Consider the following 21,776-nt stretch of genomic DNA (forward strand, 5'->3'; position numbering starts at 1 on the left):
AACAAAAAAGCCTTACTAAAACTAGTAAGGCTTTTTGTGATCGCGACAGGATTCGAACCTGTGACCGTCTGCTTAGAAGGCAGATGCTCTATCCAGCTGAGCTACGCGACCATTGTTTGTCGGGGTGGCAGGATTCGAACCTGCGACCTCCTGCTCCCAAAGCAGGCGCGATGACCGGGCTACGCTACACCCCGATTAGTGTCATCTTCAATTTTTGTGCGGAGAGACCGGGATTCGAACCCGGGCATCCCGAAGGATGACAGCTTAGCAGGCTGCTGCATTACCACTCTGCCACCTCTCCTTAATTCTTGCCGAAGCGTGAATTAAAAATTGCGAGTGCAAATGTATAACTATATATACGTTTTCACAAACTTTTTATCGAAAAAAATTCACTATTCTGGATACTCAACACGTAAGTGATAGATATTCATTAACTTATTCTTAATAATTTTTTTTATTTTTTCTATCTCTCTAAATGTAATATCTGAATTTATGAACTGATTATCGTTTTTTTGCTTGTCAACTATCCTATCTATTAATTGATCTATAGATTGCGCTGTTGGATTTTTCAAACTCTTAGAAGCAGCCTCAGCTGCATCACACATCATTAATATAGCTGTTTCTTTAGAAAAAGGAATAGGTCCTTGATATTGAAATTTCTTAATATCAACATCAGGATTGTTCTCCAACTCCATTTTATAAAAATAATACGTAACACTTGTTCCGTGATGTGTCCTAATAAAATCGATAATTCTATCTGGTAATTTATTTTTTTTAGCTATTTCTATTCCGTTAATCACATGGTCTAAAATAATACGAGCGCTATCTATAGGCAACAAATCATTATGAGGATTTACTCCTGTCGATTGATTTTCGGTAAAGTACATCGGGTTTGCCATTTTACCAATGTCATGATACAAAGCTCCAGTACGAACTAACATAGAGTTTGCTCCTATTTCATTCGCCGCTGCTTCTGCTAAATTTGCCACTTGCATAGAATGCTGAAAAGTTCCTGGAGCTTTTTCATTTAAATCTCTCAACAACTTAGAGTTTGTATTTGACAATTCTAACAGTGTAACATCAGAAACCAATCCAAATAATTTTTCGTAAAAATAAATAAAGAATACAGCTAAAAAGGACAACAATCCATTAGCCGCAAATAACCCAAAGTATTCCCAGTTTATTTTATCTGCATTTCCTTCTTTTAAAATTGAAAATGCAAAATAGGTAAGCATATAAATCAACGTAATTTGCCCTATTGACATGAACAAACTTGCTCTTTTATACAACTCAGACACTGTTAAAATAGTTACAATTCCCGCGATAATATGAAGGTAAATAAACTCAAAACTATTCGGTACAATAAATCCTAACAATAACACTGTAAGCACATGTGTAAATAATCCTAAACGCGCATCAAAAAAGGCTTTTAAAACAATTGGCAAAATACTTAACGGAACTACATACAAATAATCTGAATTATACTTAACCACCATAGTTTGCACAAAAATCATTAAAAATACGTTGAAGAAGATAAATGTTACTTTGTTATTATCATTAAATATTTCAAGTCTGTATTTTTCTAAAAAAAGTAATAACATTAAAAGCGCAAATGCCACTAAAATTGTATAACCGAAAACAATCCAGTTGTAATTAGATTTTGTCCAAATGAGAGAACTAGAAGCTACTTCGTACGATTTTAAAACATTGTATTTTCTTCCTTCAACAATATCTCCTTTTAAAATGATTAATTCTCCTTTTGATACTTTTCCTTTTGCATAAGAAATACTTTTTAAGAGTTCATCAAGCTCTTTCTCACTATACTTATAATCATACGTTACGTTAGGTTTTAAGTTACTTGATAAGTAGTTTATAAGTATTCTTTGTTTGTAGTAAGAAAACGTTTCTGTATTTACCCGTAAAAACTTTAATATTTCTTTGGATTGTGTCAATTTTGAGAATGGAACATCATCTATAGAGTTTCCTTTTCTTAAAACTACTATATCTCCTCTATTAGCCTTATCAATACTTGCGTCATCCAAAAAACCATAGTTATAAACTTTATCGATAATCGCTTCTCCTTCTTTAACTAAATCTCTTTTAGTATAAGTCGATAAAGAATCTAAAGAGTTAATATCTTTTGAAAAAGAATTCAGTACGTCATTTTTCACAGAAGTATCTACTTCGAAATATTTTCTCGAATTGGATTCAATTTCCTTTTTCTCTGTTTCAATTTCTTCAGGAGTTTTTTGAATAGCAAAATCAAAAGGAGCATATAAGTTATCATACTGCCAAGGTTTTCCTTGCGGAAAATCATACTTAAATTGTCCTCCTTTCGGAAACAAATACACAATAGCTATCACTGTTATTAAAAACAATAACACTTTGTAAATTATCGTGTTGTTTTTATACAGTCTATTGATTAAATCGTTCATTTTAGATGTTTATAAAATGTAAATATAACCTTTCTCTATTATTTGAGTACTTATTATAAAATGGTTATTTTCGCAAAACAAATCTTAATACAACATATTCAATACAATAAACCTATCCTTTAAAAGGTTTATCAAAAAGAATAAAATTAACAATATAACAAATGAAAGAAGTAGTAATAGTATCAGTAGCTAGAACTCCAATTGGTAGTTTTTTAGGATCTTTATCAACTATACCTGCACCAAAATTAGGTGCTGTAGCTATCAAAGGAGCTTTAGATAAAATTAACTTAAAACCAGAAATGGTTGAAGAAGTTTTTATGGGAAATGTAGTTTCAGCAGGTTTAGGTCAAGCACCAGCGCGTCAAGCTGCAATTTTTGCAGGAATTCCTGATACGGTACCTTGTACTACTGTTAACAAAGTTTGTTCTTCAGGAATGAAGTCTATCATGTTAGCTGCGCAAACTATTGCTTTAGGTGATGCTGAAATTGTTATAGCTGGAGGTATGGAAAACATGAGTATGATTCCACATTATCAACATGCTAGAACAGGTTCTAAGTTTGGTCCTATTAAAATGGAAGATGGAATGCAAAAAGACGGATTAGTTGATGCTTACGAGCAAGTAGCTATGGGAGTTTGTGCTGATGAATGTGCTGTTAAATACGAATTTTCTAGAGAAGATCAAGATGCTTTTGCTGTTGAATCATACAACCGCTCTTCAAAAGCTTGGAGTGAAGGTAAATTTGCAGATGAAATTGTTCCTGTAGAAATACCTCAACGTCGTGGTGAACCTATCATTTTTTCTGAAGATGAAGAATATAAAAACGTAAAAATGGATAAAATTCCTGCTTTACGTCCTGCTTTTACAAAAGAAGGTACAGTAACTGCTGCCAATGCTTCTACTATTAATGATGGTGGTGCTGCATTAGTATTAATGTCTGCTGAAAAAGCTGCTGAATTAGGGTTAACTCCACTAGCAAAAATTAAAGGTTATGCTGACGCTGCTCACGAACCAAAATGGTTTACAACTGCCCCTGCTAAAGCTTTACCAAAAGCCTTAGCTAAAGCTGGTGTTGCTATTGAAGATGTTGATTATTTCGAATTAAACGAAGCGTTCTCAGTTGTAGGATTAGCTAATATGAAAATCTTAGGTTTATCAGCTGATAAAGTAAACGTAAATGGTGGAGCTGTTTCCTTAGGACACCCATTAGGTGTTTCTGGAGCTAGAATTATTATTGCTTTAACTTCTATTTTAAAACAAAACAACGCTAAAATTGGTGCTGCTGGTATTTGTAACGGTGGTGGTGGTGCTAGTGCAATGGTAATTGAAAGAGTTTAATTGTTTTAAAAACCCCAACTAAGTAGATGTCTTTCGGAATTTGTAATTTAAGTATTGTTCCTCTTCGATTAGAGCCTTCTGATGCTTCAGAAATGGTAAATCAGGTTCTTTTTGGCGAACACTTTGAAGTTATAGAAAAATCAAAAAAATGGAGTAAAATTCGTTTAGATTTTGATAGCTACGAAGGATATATCGACAATAAGCAATACGAAGAAATTTCAGAAGAAATTCATACGCTTTTATCAAAAGAGAAAAAGCATTATGCTGGTGAGTTGATAGACTTTATTACTGACAATAACAGTAACCTAACAACAATTTCAATGGGAGCTCGTCTTCCACTATTTAAGGACAATACAATTAACATAAACAATACTTCGTTTTTTTATGACGGTAAAGTTTGTGGTAATAAATTAGATAAATCTACTATAGTAGAAACCGCTTTTTTATTTTTAAATGTTCCTTATTTATGGGGTGGTAAATCTCCTTTCGGAATTGACTGTTCTGGCTTTACACAAACCGTATACAAATTATGTGGATATAACCTTCTGAGAGACGCTAAACAACAAGCTACTCAAGGTGAGGTACTAAGTTTTATTGAAGAAAGCGAACCTGGTGATCTAGCCTTTTTTGATAACGAAGAAGGTGTTATTACCCATGTTGGAATTATCATGAATGATTACAACATTATTCATGCTCATGGAAAGGTACGTATCGATAAATTAGACCATAGCGGTATTTACAATGTTGATACACACCAACACACACATAAACTAAGAGTTATTAAACGTTTAATTGACTAAAGCGTTTAACTTTAATCATAAAAAAAAGCGGAACTAAGTTTAGTTCCGCTTTTTTTATACATTTCTACAATTATCCTATTGCATAGATTTATATAACTCTCTGTATTCAGAAGCTTTGTCACTCATCTCTAAAACCTCATATAAATTCATTAAAGTTTTAACAGTTTCAACATTTCTATTTAAGCCATCTGCCTTTTCTAAAAAAGGTAAAGCTTCTTTATAAACTTCTTTTTGCTTTGCTGCTAACTCATCGTACTTTTTGAAATTATTTAAATTCTTATTCATTTCATCTACAATCGCTTTTTCTTGATTTAAAACAATTACAGCTAAGTTCATATAAGCATCTGCATAATCAGGTTTTAATTCTACAGCTTTTTCATAATACTTTTTAGCATCCTCCATTCTTCCTTGATTGAAGTTTACCACCCCTAAGTTATAGTATAAAGTTGGATTTTCTGGATCTAAAGCTACTGCTTCGTTCATTAACTCTCCAAACTTATCCATTTTTCCCATTTCAACATATAATTGCGCCTCATTTAAAATTAAATTAAGGTCTTTAGGGTTAGAAGCACGAGCTTCTTTAAACGCTTCAATAGCTTCATCCGTTTTTCCTTGCTCTTTTAAGATTAAGGCTACGTTTTTAACTATTGTTGCTGTTTTAGATTCTGTTGATTTAGTATCTGGCTTTAAATACCCTCCTGACTTTACCATTAAATCTCTTCGAGCTTTATCATTTCCGAAACTTTCTACTTTTCCTGTAGCTTTATCTGTAGCAACAAACTCTTTTTCTATACCAGTATAACCTATTTTCTGTAATTCTTTATAATACTCAACAGCTTTATCGTAATCTTTAGCTTGCGTAGCAGAAACTGCTGCATTATAAGCAAAAGAAGTATCTGCAGGACTTAAAAGGTATGTTAAATAAAAGTTTTCAGCTGCATTTTTATAATCTTTCTTGTTGTTATACAAATCAACTGCTTTGTTTGACACCTCTTGAATCATTTGATTTAAGATAGGGCGAGCTTCATCACCATATTTGCTTTCGTTCATTGCAAATAAAGCGTTCAAAGATTCTGCTGCTCCTTTATAATCTTTTTGTGCTGCTAATGCTTTACCTTTTAAAAAGTAGAATTTAGACTTATACTTATCTTCACCATTCATCATTAAAGACCCTTCAATAGTTTTAAGAGTACTTAATGCCGTCGTAAAATCTTGTTTTTTAATCGCTTTTTCAGCTTCTTTTAATTCTGATTTTTGAGCCACTGCCCCTAACGACATCAATCCTAAAGAAAGGGCTATAAATTGATTTTTCATTTTTAGTTATGATTTATTTATTGTTGTTCTTGATTTTCGTTTGATTCATTTTCAATTTCTATGCCATTTTCTTCTTCGTCTTTTTCATGCATCACTTTTGCAACCGCTGCAATATCATCATTATCTTTAATGTTAATTAACTTAACTCCTTGAGTTGCACGTCCCATAACACGCAAATCTTCTACCGCCATACGAATGGTTAACCCGGATCTGTTAATAATCATTAAATCATTAGAATCATCTACATTCTTGATTGCTACTAAATTACCTGTTTTATCTGAGATATTCAATGTTTTCACACCTTTACCTCCACGGTTGGTAATACGATAATCTTCTAATTTAGAACGTTTTCCATATCCTTTTTCAGAAACCACTAAGATATCACTTTCAGCATCATCTACAGCAACCATACCGATTACCTCATCGTTATCATGCGCTAAGGTAATACCACGAACTCCAGATGCTGTTCTACCCATCGGGCGCGTTTTCTCTTCCTCGAAACGAATTGCTTTTCCTGATTGTAACGCTAACATTACTTGGCTATCTCCAGTAGTTAACTTCGCTTCTAATAACTCATCTCCTTCTTTGATAGTAATAGCATTGATACCATTAGCTCTTGGACGAGAATATTGTTCTAAAGGAGTTTTCTTAACCTGACCTTGTTTTGTAGCCATGATTACGTAGTGACTGTTAATGTAATCTTCATCTTTTAAATCACCCGTTACTAAGTATGCTTTTACTTTATCGTCTTGCTCAATGTTGATTAAGTTCTGAATCGCTCTACCTTTGGTACTCTTACCTCCTTCTGGCACTTCATATACACGCATCCAGAATACTTTTCCTTTTTGAGTAAAGAACAACATATATTGGTGGTTGGTACCTACAAATAAGTGTTCTAAGAAATCTTCATTACGAGTAGTTGCTCCTTTTTGTCCACGCCCTCCTCTATTCTGAACTTTATATTCGTCTAAGTTTGTACGTTTTACGTAACCTGCATGTGAAATAGTAACTACTACCTTAGAGTTAGGAATCATATCTTCAATACGCATATCTCCTCCTGCATATTCAATTACTGAACGACGATCGTCACCATACTTTTCTTTGATGTGTAATAATTCATCTTTAATAATTTGGTAACGTCTTGGTTCATTAGCAAGAATATCTTTTAAATCTGCAATAGTCTTAATGATTTCATCATATTCAGAACGTAGTTTGTCTTGTTCTAGTCCTGTTAACTGACGTAAACGCATTTCAACAATGGCACGTGCTTGAATCTCTGTTAATTCAAAACGCTCCATTAATTTTTCACGTGCTTGATCAGCATTTGAAGAACCTCTAATAATTGCAATTACCTCATCAATATTATCCGAAGCAATGATTAATCCTTCTAAAATATGAGCACGAGCCTCAGCTTTCTTTAATTCAAATTCTGTTCTACGAACAATTACTTCATGTCTGTGTTCAACAAAATAGTGAATTAACTGCTTTAAATTTAATTGCTCTGGGCGGCCATTTACTAAAGCGATATTATTTACACTAAACGATGTTTGTAATTGTGTATATTTAAATAACTTGTTTAAGACAATGTTAGGAATTGCATCACGCTTTAATACATAAACGATACGCATTCCTTTACGGTCAGATTCATCACGAATACTCGCTATTCCTTCTAACTTCTTTTCATTAACCAAGTCAGCAGTTTTCTTAATCATTTCTGCTTTATTCACTTGGTAAGGAATCTCAGTTACAACGATACACTCACGTCCTTTTACCTCTTCAATAGTAGCTTTAGCACGCATTACAATACGTCCGCGACCTGTATGGAAAGCATCTCTTACACCATCATATCCATAAATAATTCCTCCAGTAGGAAAGTCAGGTGCTTTGATGTGTTGCATTAACTCATCAATCTCAATGTCTCTATTATCAATATAGGCAATAGTACCATTAATAACTTCTGTTAAGTTATGTGGTGCCATGTTTGTTGCCATACCTACTGCAATACCTGATGCTCCATTAACTAATAAGTTAGGAATACGTGTTGGTAATACAGTTGGCTCCTGTAAAGTATCATCGAAGTTTAACTTGTGATCTACCGTTTCTTTTTCAATATCAGACAACATTTCTTCTGATATTTTTTGCATACGCACCTCTGTATAACGCATTGCTGCAGGACTATCACCATCAACTGAACCAAAGTTCCCTTGTCCATCAACCATCATATAACGCACACTCCAGTCTTGTGCCATACGCACCATAGAATCGTATACCGAAGTATCTCCATGTGGGTGATACTTACCTAACACCTCTCCTACAACTCTTGCAGATTTCTTATATGCTCCTGTAGCTTTAATTCCTAATTCATGCATTCCAAACAACACTCTTCTGTGTACTGGTTTTAAACCATCTCTTACATCTGGTAATGCTCTAGATACTATCACCGACATTGAGTAATCGATGTATGCCGACTTCATTTGCTCTTCAATGTTGATAGGGATCAACTTTTCGCCATCTGCCATATATTTTCTTTTAAAATATTAGTATTTATTTTCGTTAAAAAAGTGAATTTTACACTCGATAAAACTCACTTTTAAAATGCAATTTTATTTGTCGCATTTTCTAAAACATTGCAAGATACTACAACCCTCAGTTTTACACAAAAAATATCCCTATTGTTTTAAGATACTTATTAACAATTTTACGTGGTTTTAAACATTAAAAATGCTTATTTTACTCGTCATAATGTCAGTTAAAAACTATTGGCACCTTTTTTGTAATTTTTAAGAAAAAAACTTACTAACTTTACAGAGACAGAAAATAAATTTATGGACGATAATTTTTCACCACAAGTAAGAGATGTAATTACTTTTAGTAAAGAAGAGGCCTTACGTTTAGGTCATGACTTTATTGGAACAGAGCATCTATTGTTAGGTTTGATTAGGAAAGGTGACGGGAAAGCCATCGAAATATTAACTACTTTCGATGTAGACTTAGATTTAGTTCGCAATAAATTAGAAAAGTTAAACCCTACAACCCCATCTATAGCAAACTCACAAAGAAAGAGCTTACATCTTACAAGACAAGCAGAAAAAGCAATAAAAACAACGTTTTTAGAAGCTAAATTATATCAAAGCAATGCTATTGACACGGCTCATTTATTGTTGTGTATTTTACGCAACGAGAATGATCCTACAACAAAACTACTTCAAAAGTATGATGTAGATTATGAGCAAGCAAAAAGCTTATACAAAGAGTTACATGTTGATGACGATACATATATCTCTCCTATAAGTGAAACGCCTTCTGAAGATGATTTTGCTGACGATAAAACAAATCCTTACGGTCAACAACCTCAAAAAGGGAAACAAGTAAAGAAATCTAAAACACCTGTTTTAGACAATTTCGGACGTGATTTAACAGCTTTAGCTATTGCAGGTAAGTTAGACCCTGTAGTTGGTCGTTTAAAAGAAATAGAACGCGTTTCTCAAATCTTAAGTAGAAGAAAAAAGAACAACCCAATGCTAATTGGTGAACCAGGTGTTGGTAAATCTGCCATTGCAGAAGGATTAGCGCTACGTATTGTAGACAGAAAAGTATCAAGAATTTTATTCGATAAGCGTATTGTTTCTTTAGACTTAGCCAGCTTAGTTGCAGGAACAAAGTACCGTGGTCAGTTTGAAGAGCGTATGAAAGCGCTAATGAATGAACTTGAAAAGAATGATGATATTATTCTTTTTATTGACGAAATTCACACGATTGTTGGTGCTGGTGGCGCAACAGGTTCGTTAGATGCTTCTAACATGTTAAAACCTGCTTTAGCAAGAGGAGAAATTCAATGTATTGGTGCTACTACACTTGATGAGTACAGAACAAATATTGAAAAAGATGGAGCTTTAGAACGTCGTTTTCAAAAGGTAATTGTTGACCCTACCACAGTAGAAGAAACTATTCAGATTTTACACAACATCAAAGGAAAATACGAAGCACATCACAATGTTACATTTACCGATGAAGCTATAGAAGCTTGTGTAAAATTAACCAATCGTTATATGACCGATCGTTTCTTACCAGACAAGGCTATTGATGCGTTAGATGAAGCAGGATCGAGAATTCATATCACAAATATCGTAGTACCTCAACAAATTTTAGAATTAGAATCTAAACTTGAAGAAATTCGTAATCGTAAAACCAAAGCAGTAAGCGGACAAAAATACGAAGAAGCAGCTAAGCTTCGTGACGATGAAAAAAATATTGAAACTGCGTTAGAGTCTGCTCAACACCAATGGGAAGAAGATTCTAAAATGCACCGTGAAACGGTTACCGAAGACAATGTTGCCGAAGTAGTATCGATGATGACAGGAATTCCTGTTAACCGTGTTGCCGAAGCAGAAAGCAGTCGTTTAGCAGAATTACCTCAATTAATTAAAGGTAAGGTAATTGGTCAAGAAGAAGCAGTTACTAAAGTGGTAAAAGCAATTCAAAGAAACCGTGTAGGGTTAAAAGATCCTAACAAACCTATTGGTTCTTTTATCTTCTTAGGTTCTACTGGTGTTGGTAAAACACAATTAGCAAAAGTATTGGCTCGTGAGTTATTTGACTCTGAAGATTCTCTTATCAGAATTGACATGAGTGAATACATGGAAAAATTTGCAATTTCTCGTTTAATTGGTGCGCCTCCAGGATACGTTGGTTACGAAGAAGGTGGGCAGTTAACCGAAAAAGTGCGTCGTAAGCCTTACTCGGTAATCTTACTAGATGAGATTGAAAAAGCGCATCCTGATGTATTTAACATGTTATTACAAGTGTTAGATGACGGACATATTACTGACAGCTTAGGTCGTAAAATCGATTTTAGAAATACCGTGATTATCATGACTTCTAACATCGGAGTTCGCAAGTTAAAAGACTTTGGTGGCGGTGTTGGATTTGGCACTGCTTCTAAAAAAGAGCAAGAAGATGCTAATGCAAGAAGCATTATCGAAGGTGCCTTAAAAAAGTCTTTTGCACCTGAATTTTTAAACCGTATTGATGATGTTATTGTATTCAACTCATTAGAGCGTGAAGACATTCATAAGATTATAGATATTGAATTAGATAAGTTATTAAAACGTATTGACGATTTAGGCTATAAGCTTACCTTAAGCGAAAAAGCAAAAGATTATATTGCCGATAAAGGTTTTGATAAACAGTATGGTGCTCGACCATTAAAAAGAGCAATTCAAAAGTATATTGAAGATGCTTTAGCTGAAGAGATTGTAAACTCCAAACTAAATGAAGGCGACACCATTTTTATGGATTTAGATGAGAAAGACCAAAAACTACTCATTAAAATAGAAAAAGGTGAAAAACCTAAAGAGTCTAGAACAGAAATAGACGAAGACAATTAAAAAATAAAAATCCCGAGCACTAAAGTACTTGGGATTTTTTTATTCCCTTGATTTTCCCTCATTCATAAAACAGTTTGATTTATCCCTAATAATTGAACTTAACAAAATCGAAAGATTAATTATTAACCATAATAACCAGACTATGAACTCTACTACTGAAAATCAAATTACACCCTCTAGAATTATGGAAGTAGGCATGGGATTTTGGGCCTCCAAAACCTTACTTACTGCTGTTAAAATGGGATTGTTTACACATTTAGCCAATGGTAAACTATCAGGAAAAGAAATTCAAGAAAAACTCAATCTTCACGACAGATCACTTTTCGACTTTCTTGACACCTTGGTTGCTCTAGGCTTTTTAAACCGTTCTGGATTAAAAGAAAATGCAACTTACAGCAATTCTGAAGACTCTAACTTATTTTTAGACAAAAACAAACCCAGTTATATAGGCGGTATTTTAGAAATGTCTAACAACCGATTATATCCTTTCTGGAACAACCTAGAGGAAGCTTTAACAACAGGAAAACCTCAAAACGAAACAAAAAACGGTGGTAAACCACTTTTTGAAGCGATCTATGCTGATGAAAATAGGCTCCGAGAATTTATAAATGGAATGTCTGGTGTTCAGGTAGGAAATTTTATGAAGTTAGCTCGTGATATAGATTTTTCTAAATACGACACACTTTGTGATGTTGGTGGTTCTGGTGCAACGCTATCTATACTTATCGCAAAAAACAACCCACATATAAAATGTATTTCTTTTGATCTTCCTGCTGTAGAACCTATAGCCAAAGAAAATGTAACCCATTTTGGATTAAACGACCAAATAGAAACTCGCTCAGGTGATTTTTTTGCTGATGAATTACCTAAAGCAGACGTTATTACTATGGGAAACATTTTACATGATTGGGGAACAAAAGATAAATTGATGCTTATAAAAAAAGCCTACAACGCCCTACCTGAAGGAGGATCACTTATTATTATTGAAAACATTATTGATGATGAACGAAATAAAAATGCTTTTGGTTTAATGATGTCGTTAAACATGGCAATTGAAACCGATGAAGGTTACGATTTTACGCTCTCAGATTTTAAGCAGTGGGCACAAGAAACTGGTTTTAACAACACCAGAATGATGCATTTAACAGGACCTGCAAGCGCCATTATTGCCGTTAAATAACTCTAAAGCTTAAGCGTCACATACCAAAACAGCATTGAACAAAAATGACAACAAAAACCTAAGCAACAACTTAGGTTTTTTTAGTATATTGAACTCTTAAAATTGAAAAGAATAAAATTGCTAAAAATTCTGCATATACTTCTAAATAAGCGATGTAATAGTAATTTTATTACGTATATAAACAAGTTAGCGGTAATTAATAAAAAAATAAATGAAATTAATACTCCTCCTTTTGACTACAGTAATGTTTGTAAATTGTGCAAATACAATTGAACGAACTACCCTTGAGAAAAAAAATCTTAAAGGGAAAGTAAAATCTTTACACTTCAAAGTCTTTGAAGTAATAGAAACAGACGAAGAACTTAGAAAAGGAGAAGAACAATCTGGCTTATTTTTCGGAAACAATATGACAAAATTTGACAAAAGGGGATATGAAACTGAGTATATTGTATTTAAAAACAATGGAGACATAGACTATCACCTAACATACAATTACAACAAACAAGGTTTGATTACTGAAGAAATTGAATTCTACTCTGATGGTGAAATTAAGGGCAAAACCAGTTTTAATTATACAAAGAAAAATGATTCAATTTTAGTTACAAAAAATAATTCAAATTATGGAATTAAAAACTACAATATCAAATATGATGAAAATAAAAATTTGATTTTTGATGGTAGAACTTTTAAGTATGATAAAAACAACAACTTAATAAAAGAAATTACTGAATACGATACCACAACAAGAGAATATGATGCTGATGGAAATATGATAAAAAAAATTTACAAAGGAACAATTACTACTATAATTAGCGAATTTAAATATACGGATTTTGATAAAATGGGTAATTGGGTTAAACAAATTGAATTTAGAAAAGGAAAAGCTAGATTCATATGCGAAAGAAAAATTGAATATTATTAAAAACTACCGCTAACAATGGCCATAGCTAATTGCTTGTTCTCGCCTACTTCTGAAAACCCTAGCAAAAATTTTCAACTTGGTGTGTACTTGCAAAGTTAAGTGCTAAACCACTCAACTACTCATAGTCAAGACTATTAAACAAAAAACTCCAACTATAAATTACAGTTGGAGTCTTTTGTTTTTATGTTATTTATTGTTTCTTAAAACAACTCTTCTACTTCAATAGTTAAGTTGTTAATAAAGCTTTCTGCGTTTTTAATATCGTTATGCAATACTCTATCGTCATTCACCACAGGTACATCTTGTCTAAACATTCCTACAAAAGAAGCTAAGAATTCAGAAGTATTGTGTTCTCTAAAAGACAATCCTTGTGAAGCATTCATCAACTCAATAGCTAAAACCGAGCACACATTGTCAATTACTTTTTTAGCTTTTACAGCTGCATTTGCCCCCATACTTACGTGATCTTCTTGTCCGTTACTCGATACAATAGAATCAATACTCGATGGTGTACAGAATTGCTTATTCGCACTTACTATACTTGCAGCGGTATATTGCGGAATCATAAACCCACTATTCAAACCTGGATTAGAAACCAAGAACGCTGGTAATCCGCGTAAACCAGAAACTAACTGATAGGTTCTTCTTTCTGAAATATTTCCTAATTCAGCAATAGCAATCGCTAAATAATCTAACGCTAATGCTAACGGTTGCCCGTGGAAATTTCCACCAGAAACTACGATATCTTCATCTACAAACACATTTGGATTATCTGTTACCGAATTGATTTCAGTTACAAATGTTTTCTTCACAAATTCTAAGGTATCTTTTGTTGCTCCGTGAACTTGTGGCATACATCTAAACGAATATGGATCTTGCACATGCTCTTTAGGTTGCGCTATCAACTCACTCCCTTCTAACAATTCAGAAATACGTTTTGCAGTAGCTAACTGTCCGTTGTGCGGACGTACTAAATGAATCAATTCATTAAAAGGCTCTATTCTTCCGTCAAAAGCCTCTAAAGAGACCGCACCAATTACATCTGATAAGTATGATAATTTATAGGCTTTTAATAAATTATGTACTCCGTAAGCACTCATAAATTGAGTTCCGTTTAACAATGCTAATCCTTCTTTAGATTGTAAGTTGATTTTCTCCCATCCAAATTTTGCTAACAAGGCTTCACCAGAAATTCGCTCTCCTTCAACATACACTTCTCCTAAACCAATTAATGGTAACGATAAATGTGCTAACGGAGCTAAATCTCCTGAAGCTCCTAATGATCCTTGAGTATAAACAACAGGAAGAATATCATTGTTGTAAAAATCTATTAAACGATCAACCGTTGCTAATTGCACACCTGAATGTCCGTAGCTTAACGATTGAATTTTTAACAACAACATTAATTTCACAATCTTTTTCGGTACTTCATCCCCTGTTCCACAAGCATGACTCATTACTAAGTTTTCTTGTAACTGTTGTAAATTCTCTCCGCTAATCTTTACGTTACACAACGAGCCAAATCCTGTATTAATTCCGTAAATAGGATCGCTATGTGTTTTCATTTTCTCATCAAGGTAAGTACGACATTTTTGTATCTTCTGTCTTGATTCTTCTGATAATGAAAGTTTTTTATTTAGTAATACAATACTATGAATATCTTCTAAACCTACTGGTTGTGAACTTATTATATGTGTAGTATCCATTTTTATATTTTTGAGGTGTACAAAGAACCTAAAAAAAGATAAATTTTCAAGATCTTTTCTTATAAAAAAGTGATAGTATTTAAATTATATGTTAATTTCTTTGATTAAAACGTTAAAAAAACTAACTTCGGCGCCTTAAACACCTTATTTTCACTAAATATTATAGAATGAAAAAACTAGTACTTTTAGCCCTCATAGGAGTTACCATAATTTCATGTAAAAAAGAGGAACAAGCACCTGTAAAAGACTATCTGATTTTATCTGGTAAAGTTGAAAACTTTAAGCGAAGAGATATTACTTTATCTGGCTTTAAATTTGAGAAAAAAATAAAGTTTGATCGAGAAACTGGTTCTTTTGTTGATACCCTTAAAATTGACATAGATGGTTACTACACTTTATTTTTCAATAAAACACCTATTAATTTATATCTAACAAAAACAGAAGATGCTGGTCTTGTATTTGATTATAAAAATGCAGACATTGTTAACTTTGAAGGTTCGCATGCAAACATTAATAGTTATTTATTAGAAAAGAGAAAAACTTGGTTTGAGGTATTAGAAAATGCGAATAAATACTTTGTTTTAGATGAAGAAAAATTCTTAGAGAAAACTGACGAGTATAAAGATGCAGTTACTGAACTTTCTATCTCTAAGCAATTACCTGCTGATTTCTTAAAGCAAGAAGTTAAAAACATTGATTATGAATGTTTAAGAAACTTATATAATTACTCTGATTACCATATTACATTAACTGGTAACAAAGATTTTAAAGTTTCTGAAAACTTCCCTAATCCTTTAGAGAACTTTAACTATAGTAATGGCAACGATTACGTACATTCTTACTTTTACAGAACCATGTTAGAAGATGAGCTTAATAAAATAGCTAAAGAAAAGAACAAAGAAGGCGAAGATTTATATTTAACTTATTTAGAAACTGTTCATACAGAAGTAACTGATACCGTTGCTAAAAATGATTTATTATATAAAAGTGCTCAAAATAGTATTACCTATACTAGTGATTTGAAAGAATTTTACAGAAAATTTATGGCTTACTCTACTAATGAAGCACATAAAAAAGAAATTACCAAAGACTACGACCTTTTAAAAACCACTGCAAAAGGGCAACCTGCACCTAAATTTAAGGATTACGTTAATTATAACGGTGGTACAACTTCAATGGACGATTTATTAGGTAAAGGTAAGTATCTGTACATTGATGTTTGGGCTACATGGTGTGCTTTTTGTAAAAGAGAAATTCCTTTATTAAAAAGATTAGAACAAGAATACCACGGTAAAAACATTGAGTTTGTAAGTATTAATGTTGATGATAAAGGAAACGATGAAAAATGGAAAGAAACAATCCAAGATAGAGAAATGACTGGTATACAGTTAATGGCAGGTGATAGTCACTTAAAATTAGACTGGGCTCAAAACTTCTTAATTAAAGGATTACCAAGATTTATCTTAATCGATCCTAACGGAAACATTGTAAGTCCTAATGCTCCTGCACCATCTGAAGGCGAAAAATTAATCAATATGTTTGATGAATTAGGAATATAATCAAACCATATATACAAAAAAAAGCCGCTAAAATTAGCGGCTTTTTTTGTAGTTTATTTTCTAAAATCGATTATCTCCGTCTAAAAGATTACCTAAGCCTCCTAAAACACTTCCTTCTCCTCTATCTCCTTTCCCTGTTTGAGGCGCCATAGCTAACACCCTACCTGCTAATCTACTAAACGGTAACGATTGAATGTATACTATACCAGGACCTTTAAGTGTCGCAAAGAACAATCCTTCACCTCCAAAAATGGTGTTTTTTATACCACCTACAAATTCAATATCATAATCAACATCTTGGGTAAAACCTACAATACAACCTGTATCAACTTTTAAAACTTCACCAGGTTGTAATACTTTTTTAGCCATCGTACCTCCTGCATGCACAAAACCAATACCATCACCTTCCATTTTTTGCATAATAAATCCTTCACCACCAAATAATCCTCTTCCTAAGCGTTTTGAAAACTCAATTCCTATAGACACACCTTTCGCTGCACATAAAAAAGCATCTTTCTGACAAATAAACTTACCTCCAAACTCAGTTAAATCAATAGGAATAATCTTTCCAGGATATGGTGAAGCAAAAGAAACTTGTTTTTTCCCTTGACCTTCATTTGTAAACACCGTCATAAATAAACTCTCACCTGTTAAGATTCGTTTTCCTGCGGAAAAAATCTTTCCTAATAATCCTTTTTCTTGATTTGAACCATCTCCAAAAATGGTATTCATTCCTACACCAGAATCCATCATCATAAAGCTACCACTCTCAGCAACTACTCCTTCTTGTGGATCTAATTCTATTTCTACATACTGCATTTCTTCTCCAAAAATGCGATAATCTATTTCGTGTGCATTCATAATTTTTTGTTTTTATACTATAAGAAGAGTTTTTTACTATTTTGTTACAAACAATTCATTTTCTCCTACTATTTTTAGCTCTTTTAAGGCTTTAAAAGTTACTTCTTTCCTTTCTTTACTAAAAAGCTTCATGTCAAAACTCTTTTTTGGAACTACATTTGTTGCAAAGAAATAAGCATTATTTTGAACTAAGATATAACCTACAAACCATCCATTATTTTCTTCACCTCTAACAGACCAACCTGTTTTTCCTCTCAGTACATACTGGTTATGTTTAGAGATTATCATCATCTTTTTAACAATACTATCGGTTCGATTAGAAATTGGTAATTCAGAATTATACAATCTTTTTAAAAAATCAATTTGTTCAAACTGATTGATCTTCGATTTTCCTTCTAACCAAAAATTATCTAATGTTATTTCATCTACATCCATTGAACCAAAATTAAGCTTTGTTAAACTGGATTTCATTCTTTCTACTCCAATTTTTCTAGCTACTTCTTGGTAACAAGGAACACAAGAATACTGAAAAGCCTCTTTAAATGTTAAATCTTGCTCCCAAGCTTTTAGATATCTAGGTTCTCCATTCCATTTAAAAATTACACTATCATTCTTTACTACTCCAGTTTCTAAAGCAATGATAGAATTCGGAATTTTAAATGTTGATGCTGGTAAATTTCCTACTTTACACCAATCAAAATTATTAGAATAATACACATCTTTATGCAAATCATAAACCAGTATAGCTCCTTCTAGTTTTGTAACATCAAGTATTTCTTGAAACTGATTATTGACTACAAACTTTGCTTCAACTTTCTCTTTTTTGCTCTTTTCTTCGCTCTTACAAGAAAACAGTAGCACTATAATTATAAAAAAATAATTAAATTTCATTCACAAACTAATTTTTAACCTTCAAACTCCATTCATATTCAAACTTCGATACCGAAATACCTTCCTTATTAAAACCTTCTGCAGTAACAATCACTGTTTGTCCTTCACTTGTTTCAATTGCTTTTTGAATCGTTTCTCTTATTAATTGTCCTTGATTACATTCAAAGCGTATTTTTCCTGTTGCCTTTTTTGTAAAAGTTCCGTTCATGTTAGTAACTAACATTGAAATTTTTCTGTTTGATGCAGCGATTTCTTTCATTACCAAAACTCCTGTTGCTAATTCAGATGCCATTCCTTGTACCGCCCAAAACATCGACTTAAACGGATTTTGATTTACCCATTTGTAGGTAACTTTTACTTCAGCAGTATCATCAGTAAGTGATTTTAAACGTACCCCAGTAAAAAAAGCTGAGGGTAATTTAAAAAATAAAAAAGCATTAACTTTTCTAGGTGTAAACTTCATTTTTTCAGTATTTACAGGCAATGTACGGCTTTTTATCCAATTATTTCTCTTTAAATAAATGTTAAATTTTGTTAATTTTTAGTACTATGTATTGCATAATACCTTTTAAAAGATATATATTTGTATTGTAAAGTATTATATAATTCGTTTTATTATGCAACACAATAAACAAAATACCAATGCCTTTTTAATACATATATCTGCTTTTGCAGGATATTTATTCCCACTAGGAAGTATTATTACTCCTTTAATTTTATGGCAAACCTTAAAAGAGAGAAGTACATTTTTAGATGACCACGGTAAAGAAGCTGTAAACTTTAATATTAGTTTCGGGTTGTACATCTTTATTGTTAGCGCCTCTTTTATCCCATTCTTTTTTAGAAATGTAATGCACGGATTTAATGGAATTGACATTGACTTTGGAGGACATCATGGATATGGAGGCCTATTCGGTTTTCTAGGTTTTGCTTCTTTAGCAGGACTTATATCAATTATAAAAATAGCATTGATAATTATCGCTGCTATGAATGCTAATAAAGGTGAACGATACCATTACCCTTTTACAATAAAATTTATAAAATAACCCATAAACCGCATTACATGAAGATAGAAAACACAAAAGCACAAATGCGTAAGGGTGTTTTAGAATATTGCATCTTATCCATTTTACAAAAAGGAGATGCTTATACCTCTGAGATACTCTCTAGCCTTAAAAGTGCAGAAATGATTGTGGTTGAAGGAACCATATATCCGTTGCTTACCCGCTTAAAAAACGCAGGATTACTAAGCTACAGATGGGAAGAATCAACCTCTGGACCTCCTAGAAAATATTACGTACTCACCGAAAATGGCGGAATGTTTTTAAAAGAATTAGACAAAACATGGCATAATTTAGTAAACGCAGTAAACCAAGTAACAAGTACAAAATCAACTAAAGATGAATAAGACAATAAATATAAACCTGGGCGGATTTTTCTTCCATATAGATGAAACTGCCTATCAGAAATTAAAACGATACTTAGACGCCATTGCTCGTTCGTTAAGTGACGATCCGCAAGGAAAAAATGAAATTATAGCAGATATTGAAGCTCGTATTAGCGAATTATTATCTGAAAGAATTACCGATGCTCGTCAAGTAGTAAATGAAAGCGATATTGAAGAAATTATTGCTATTATGGGGCAACCTGAAGATTATGCAGAAGCTGAAGAAGCATATAACGAAAATACTTCTTACAGTTACAATAGAAACACCTCTAGTAAAAAAATGTTTAGAGATGGTGACGACAAATTTTTAGGAGGAGTTTGTTCTGGACTTGGGCACTATTTTAACATAGATGTTGTTTGGATTCGTTTAGCTTTTCTTATTCTAACCTTAGCTGGTTTCGGTTTTGGAATTATAGGGTACATCATCTTATGGGTATTATTACCAGAAGCTAAAACTACTTCTGAAAAATTACAAATGGAAGGTGAAGCTGTAAACATTGACAATATTGAAAAAAAAATTCGTAACGAATTTGATAACTTATCATCAAAGGTAAAGGAAGGCGCCCATGATTTATCGGATAAAATTTCGAATGCTGATTACCAAAAGCTACGTAACCAAACTAAATCAGGATTACAAGATTTTTTAGACACAATGGGTAAAATATTACTAACACTATTCAAAGTGTTCGGTAAATTCATGGGCGTTTTATTAATTTTCATTGCAGGTATTACTATTATTTCATTATTGCTAGGTTTATTCTCTGTAGGAAGCTTAGAAATTTTAAACTTCGATGGAGATATAGTTCAATATCCACCATTCTTCTATGATTCGGTAATGCCTAAATGGTTATTAATGACCTTTTTGTTTTTCTTAATCGGTATTCCTTTTATGGTCTTATTTATTTTGGGATTACGAATTTTATCTCCGAATATTAAAAAGTTAAGTACGGCTACTATTTTAACCTTATTCGGCTTATGGTTAATCTCATTATTAGCAATAGGTTTTACAGGTATAGAGTTTGCTACATCTCATGCTTATGATGGTACACATGTTACTAAACATAGTATTACCTACAACCAGCAAGAACCTTTAAAGATTCGAGTTGTTAACGATGATAATATTCATTACCTACATAATTTACGAAATCGTGATAACGCGATGTTGGTGAATATTGATGATAAAGAACTAAAGTATTCTAACAATATTAATATTGATGTTCGTAAAAGTGAAACTGATAGCGCATATATTGAAATTAAAAAAACATCTGAAGGAAAAAAGCGTAATGATGCAAACAATAATGCAGAAGCTATAAAATATGCTTATAAAAGCGATAACAATACTATTGTTTTTGACGCCTTCTTTTTAAGTGCTTTTAAAAACATTTGGAAAGATGAAGAGATAAATGCAATAATATACATTCCTGAAGGAACAACTATATATTTTGAAGGATCGTCTCGTAACTTTTTAGATGATGTAAAAAACGTTCAAAACGTATACGATCGTGACATGGCTAACCACCATTTCAAAATGACATCTAAAGGTTTTGATTGTTTAGATTGTGATGAGGAAGACATTAATAATGAAGATTCTGATGATTGGGATTCTGATAATGATGATGAAGTAAGTTTCTTATTTGATAGTACAATTAATAATGTAAAAGCTGAATTTATCATTTCAAAAAACACTACTGAAGATGAACTTAACAAATTAATTGACTGGTTTAAAGATCGTAAAAACATAGATATTGATATTGTTGATTCAAAATTTAATAGTGATAAAACAATTAATAACCTTGTTTTAGAAATTGATTGTAACGATGGCTATGTAGGTAGTATAAAAATTTCAAACGGTACATTAGATGATATATCAAAAGGTTTCCGTAGGCTGTATAATGAAGAAGGAGCTTTGAGCTTTAAAACTTGGTAAACGCATAAAC

16 protein-coding genes and 3 tRNA genes are annotated in these 21,776 nt (G+C 32.5%); 9 read left to right on the forward strand and 10 right to left on the reverse strand.

Annotated elements, in window-relative coordinates:
• Nucleotides 1–37 precede the first annotated feature (37 nt).
• From C8N26_RS10135 to C8N26_RS10150, 4 genes are all read right to left on the reverse strand, one after another.
• Nucleotides 38–111 (reverse strand) — tRNA-Arg (locus C8N26_RS10135).
• 8 nt (nt 112–119) lie between these two features.
• Nucleotides 120–194, reverse strand: a tRNA-Pro gene (locus tag C8N26_RS10140).
• Between the two features lie 25 nt (nt 195–219).
• Nucleotides 220–301 (reverse strand) — tRNA-Ser (locus C8N26_RS10145).
• 91 nt (nt 302–392) lie between these two features.
• Nucleotides 393–2,435, reverse strand: a complete 2,043-nt coding sequence (locus tag C8N26_RS10150) for an HD family phosphohydrolase (protein ID WP_120187176.1) — start codon at nt 2,433–2,435, stop codon at nt 393–395.
• A gap of 161 nt (nt 2,436–2,596) precedes the next feature.
• Between C8N26_RS10150 and C8N26_RS10155 the strand changes: the two genes are divergently transcribed.
• Both C8N26_RS10155 and C8N26_RS10160 read left to right on the forward strand, forming a co-directional pair.
• The gene (locus C8N26_RS10155; protein WP_120187177.1) at nt 2,597–3,772 is read left to right on the forward strand and encodes an acetyl-CoA C-acyltransferase; all 1,176 of its coding nucleotides are present in this window, start codon (nt 2,597–2,599) and stop codon (nt 3,770–3,772) included.
• A 26-nt stretch (nt 3,773–3,798) separates the two neighbouring features.
• Nucleotides 3,799–4,572 (forward strand): C40 family peptidase, encoded by a 774-nt coding sequence (locus C8N26_RS10160; RefSeq protein WP_120187178.1) that lies wholly within the window; start codon nt 3,799–3,801, stop codon nt 4,570–4,572.
• Between the two features lie 75 nt (nt 4,573–4,647).
• On the opposite strand, the gene C8N26_RS10165 is transcribed toward C8N26_RS10160, so the two are convergent.
• Nucleotides 4,648–5,886 (reverse strand): tetratricopeptide repeat protein, encoded by a 1,239-nt coding sequence (locus tag C8N26_RS10165; protein ID WP_120187179.1) that lies wholly within the window; start codon nt 5,884–5,886, stop codon nt 4,648–4,650.
• Between the two features lie 17 nt (nt 5,887–5,903).
• Nucleotides 5,904–8,405: a DNA gyrase subunit A gene (gene gyrA / locus C8N26_RS10170; protein WP_120187180.1), complete on the reverse strand. Its 2,502-nt coding sequence runs from the start codon at nt 8,403–8,405 to the stop codon at nt 5,904–5,906.
• Nucleotides 8,406–8,711: 306 nt separating this feature from the next.
• On the opposite strand from gyrA, the gene C8N26_RS10175 reads away from it, so the two are divergent.
• From C8N26_RS10175 to C8N26_RS10185, 3 genes are all read left to right on the forward strand, one after another.
• A complete protein-coding gene (locus C8N26_RS10175; protein ID WP_120187181.1) occupies nt 8,712–11,273 on the forward strand; it encodes an ATP-dependent Clp protease ATP-binding subunit in 2,562 nt (853 codons plus the stop codon).
• 142 nt (nt 11,274–11,415) lie between these two features.
• On the forward strand, nt 11,416–12,453 hold the full coding sequence (locus C8N26_RS10180) for a methyltransferase (RefSeq protein WP_120187182.1): 1,038 nt from the start codon (nt 11,416–11,418) through the stop codon (nt 12,451–12,453).
• 211 nt (nt 12,454–12,664) lie between these two features.
• Nucleotides 12,665–13,375 carry an RHS repeat domain-containing protein gene (locus C8N26_RS10185; RefSeq protein WP_147418500.1) on the forward strand — a complete coding sequence of 237 codons (711 nt, stop codon included), beginning with the start codon at nt 12,665–12,667 and terminating at the stop codon, nt 13,373–13,375.
• Between the two features lie 200 nt (nt 13,376–13,575).
• On the opposite strand, the gene hutH is transcribed toward C8N26_RS10185, so the two are convergent.
• Nucleotides 13,576–15,081 (reverse strand): histidine ammonia-lyase, encoded by a 1,506-nt coding sequence (gene hutH, locus C8N26_RS10190; RefSeq protein WP_120187184.1) that lies wholly within the window; start codon nt 15,079–15,081, stop codon nt 13,576–13,578.
• A gap of 167 nt (nt 15,082–15,248) precedes the next feature.
• On the opposite strand from hutH, the gene C8N26_RS10195 reads away from it, so the two are divergent.
• A complete protein-coding gene (locus C8N26_RS10195) occupies nt 15,249–16,640 on the forward strand; it encodes a TlpA family protein disulfide reductase (protein WP_120187185.1) in 1,392 nt (463 codons plus the stop codon).
• A 60-nt stretch (nt 16,641–16,700) separates the two neighbouring features.
• On the opposite strand, the gene C8N26_RS10200 is transcribed toward C8N26_RS10195, so the two are convergent.
• Genes C8N26_RS10200 through C8N26_RS10210 form a run of 3 tightly spaced genes read right to left on the reverse strand, consistent with a single transcriptional unit; the run spans nt 16,701 to nt 18,855 of the window.
• Nucleotides 16,701–17,501, reverse strand: coding sequence for a TIGR00266 family protein (locus C8N26_RS10200; protein WP_120187186.1), 801 nt, complete (start codon nt 17,499–17,501; stop codon nt 16,701–16,703).
• A gap of 36 nt (nt 17,502–17,537) precedes the next feature.
• The gene (blaOXA, locus tag C8N26_RS10205) at nt 17,538–18,392 is read right to left on the reverse strand and encodes a class D beta-lactamase (protein ID WP_120187187.1); all 855 of its coding nucleotides are present in this window, start codon (nt 18,390–18,392) and stop codon (nt 17,538–17,540) included.
• Nucleotides 18,393–18,399: 7 nt separating this feature from the next.
• Complete coding sequence (locus C8N26_RS10210) at nt 18,400–18,855, reverse strand: DUF4442 domain-containing protein (RefSeq protein WP_028890787.1); 456 nt, start codon at nt 18,853–18,855, stop codon at nt 18,400–18,402.
• Between the two features lie 154 nt (nt 18,856–19,009).
• On the opposite strand from C8N26_RS10210, the gene C8N26_RS10215 reads away from it, so the two are divergent.
• The 3 genes from C8N26_RS10215 to C8N26_RS10225 are packed head-to-tail and all read left to right on the forward strand — an operon-like array spanning nt 19,010 to nt 21,766.
• Nucleotides 19,010–19,438 carry a DUF4870 domain-containing protein gene (locus tag C8N26_RS10215; RefSeq protein ID WP_120187188.1) on the forward strand — a complete coding sequence of 143 codons (429 nt, stop codon included), beginning with the start codon at nt 19,010–19,012 and terminating at the stop codon, nt 19,436–19,438.
• 17 nt (nt 19,439–19,455) lie between these two features.
• Nucleotides 19,456–19,800, forward strand: a complete 345-nt coding sequence (locus tag C8N26_RS10220; protein ID WP_028890785.1) for a PadR family transcriptional regulator — start codon at nt 19,456–19,458, stop codon at nt 19,798–19,800.
• Nucleotides 19,793–21,766: a PspC domain-containing protein gene (locus C8N26_RS10225; RefSeq protein ID WP_120187189.1), complete on the forward strand. Its 1,974-nt coding sequence runs from the start codon at nt 19,793–19,795 to the stop codon at nt 21,764–21,766. The genes C8N26_RS10220 and C8N26_RS10225 overlap by 8 nt, the downstream gene beginning before the upstream one ends.
• Nucleotides 21,767–21,776: the final 10 nt, after the last annotated feature.

This window comes from Tenacibaculum lutimaris (genome assembly GCF_003610735.1).
Classification (GTDB): Bacteria; Bacteroidota; Bacteroidia; order Flavobacteriales; family Flavobacteriaceae; genus Polaribacter; species Polaribacter lutimaris.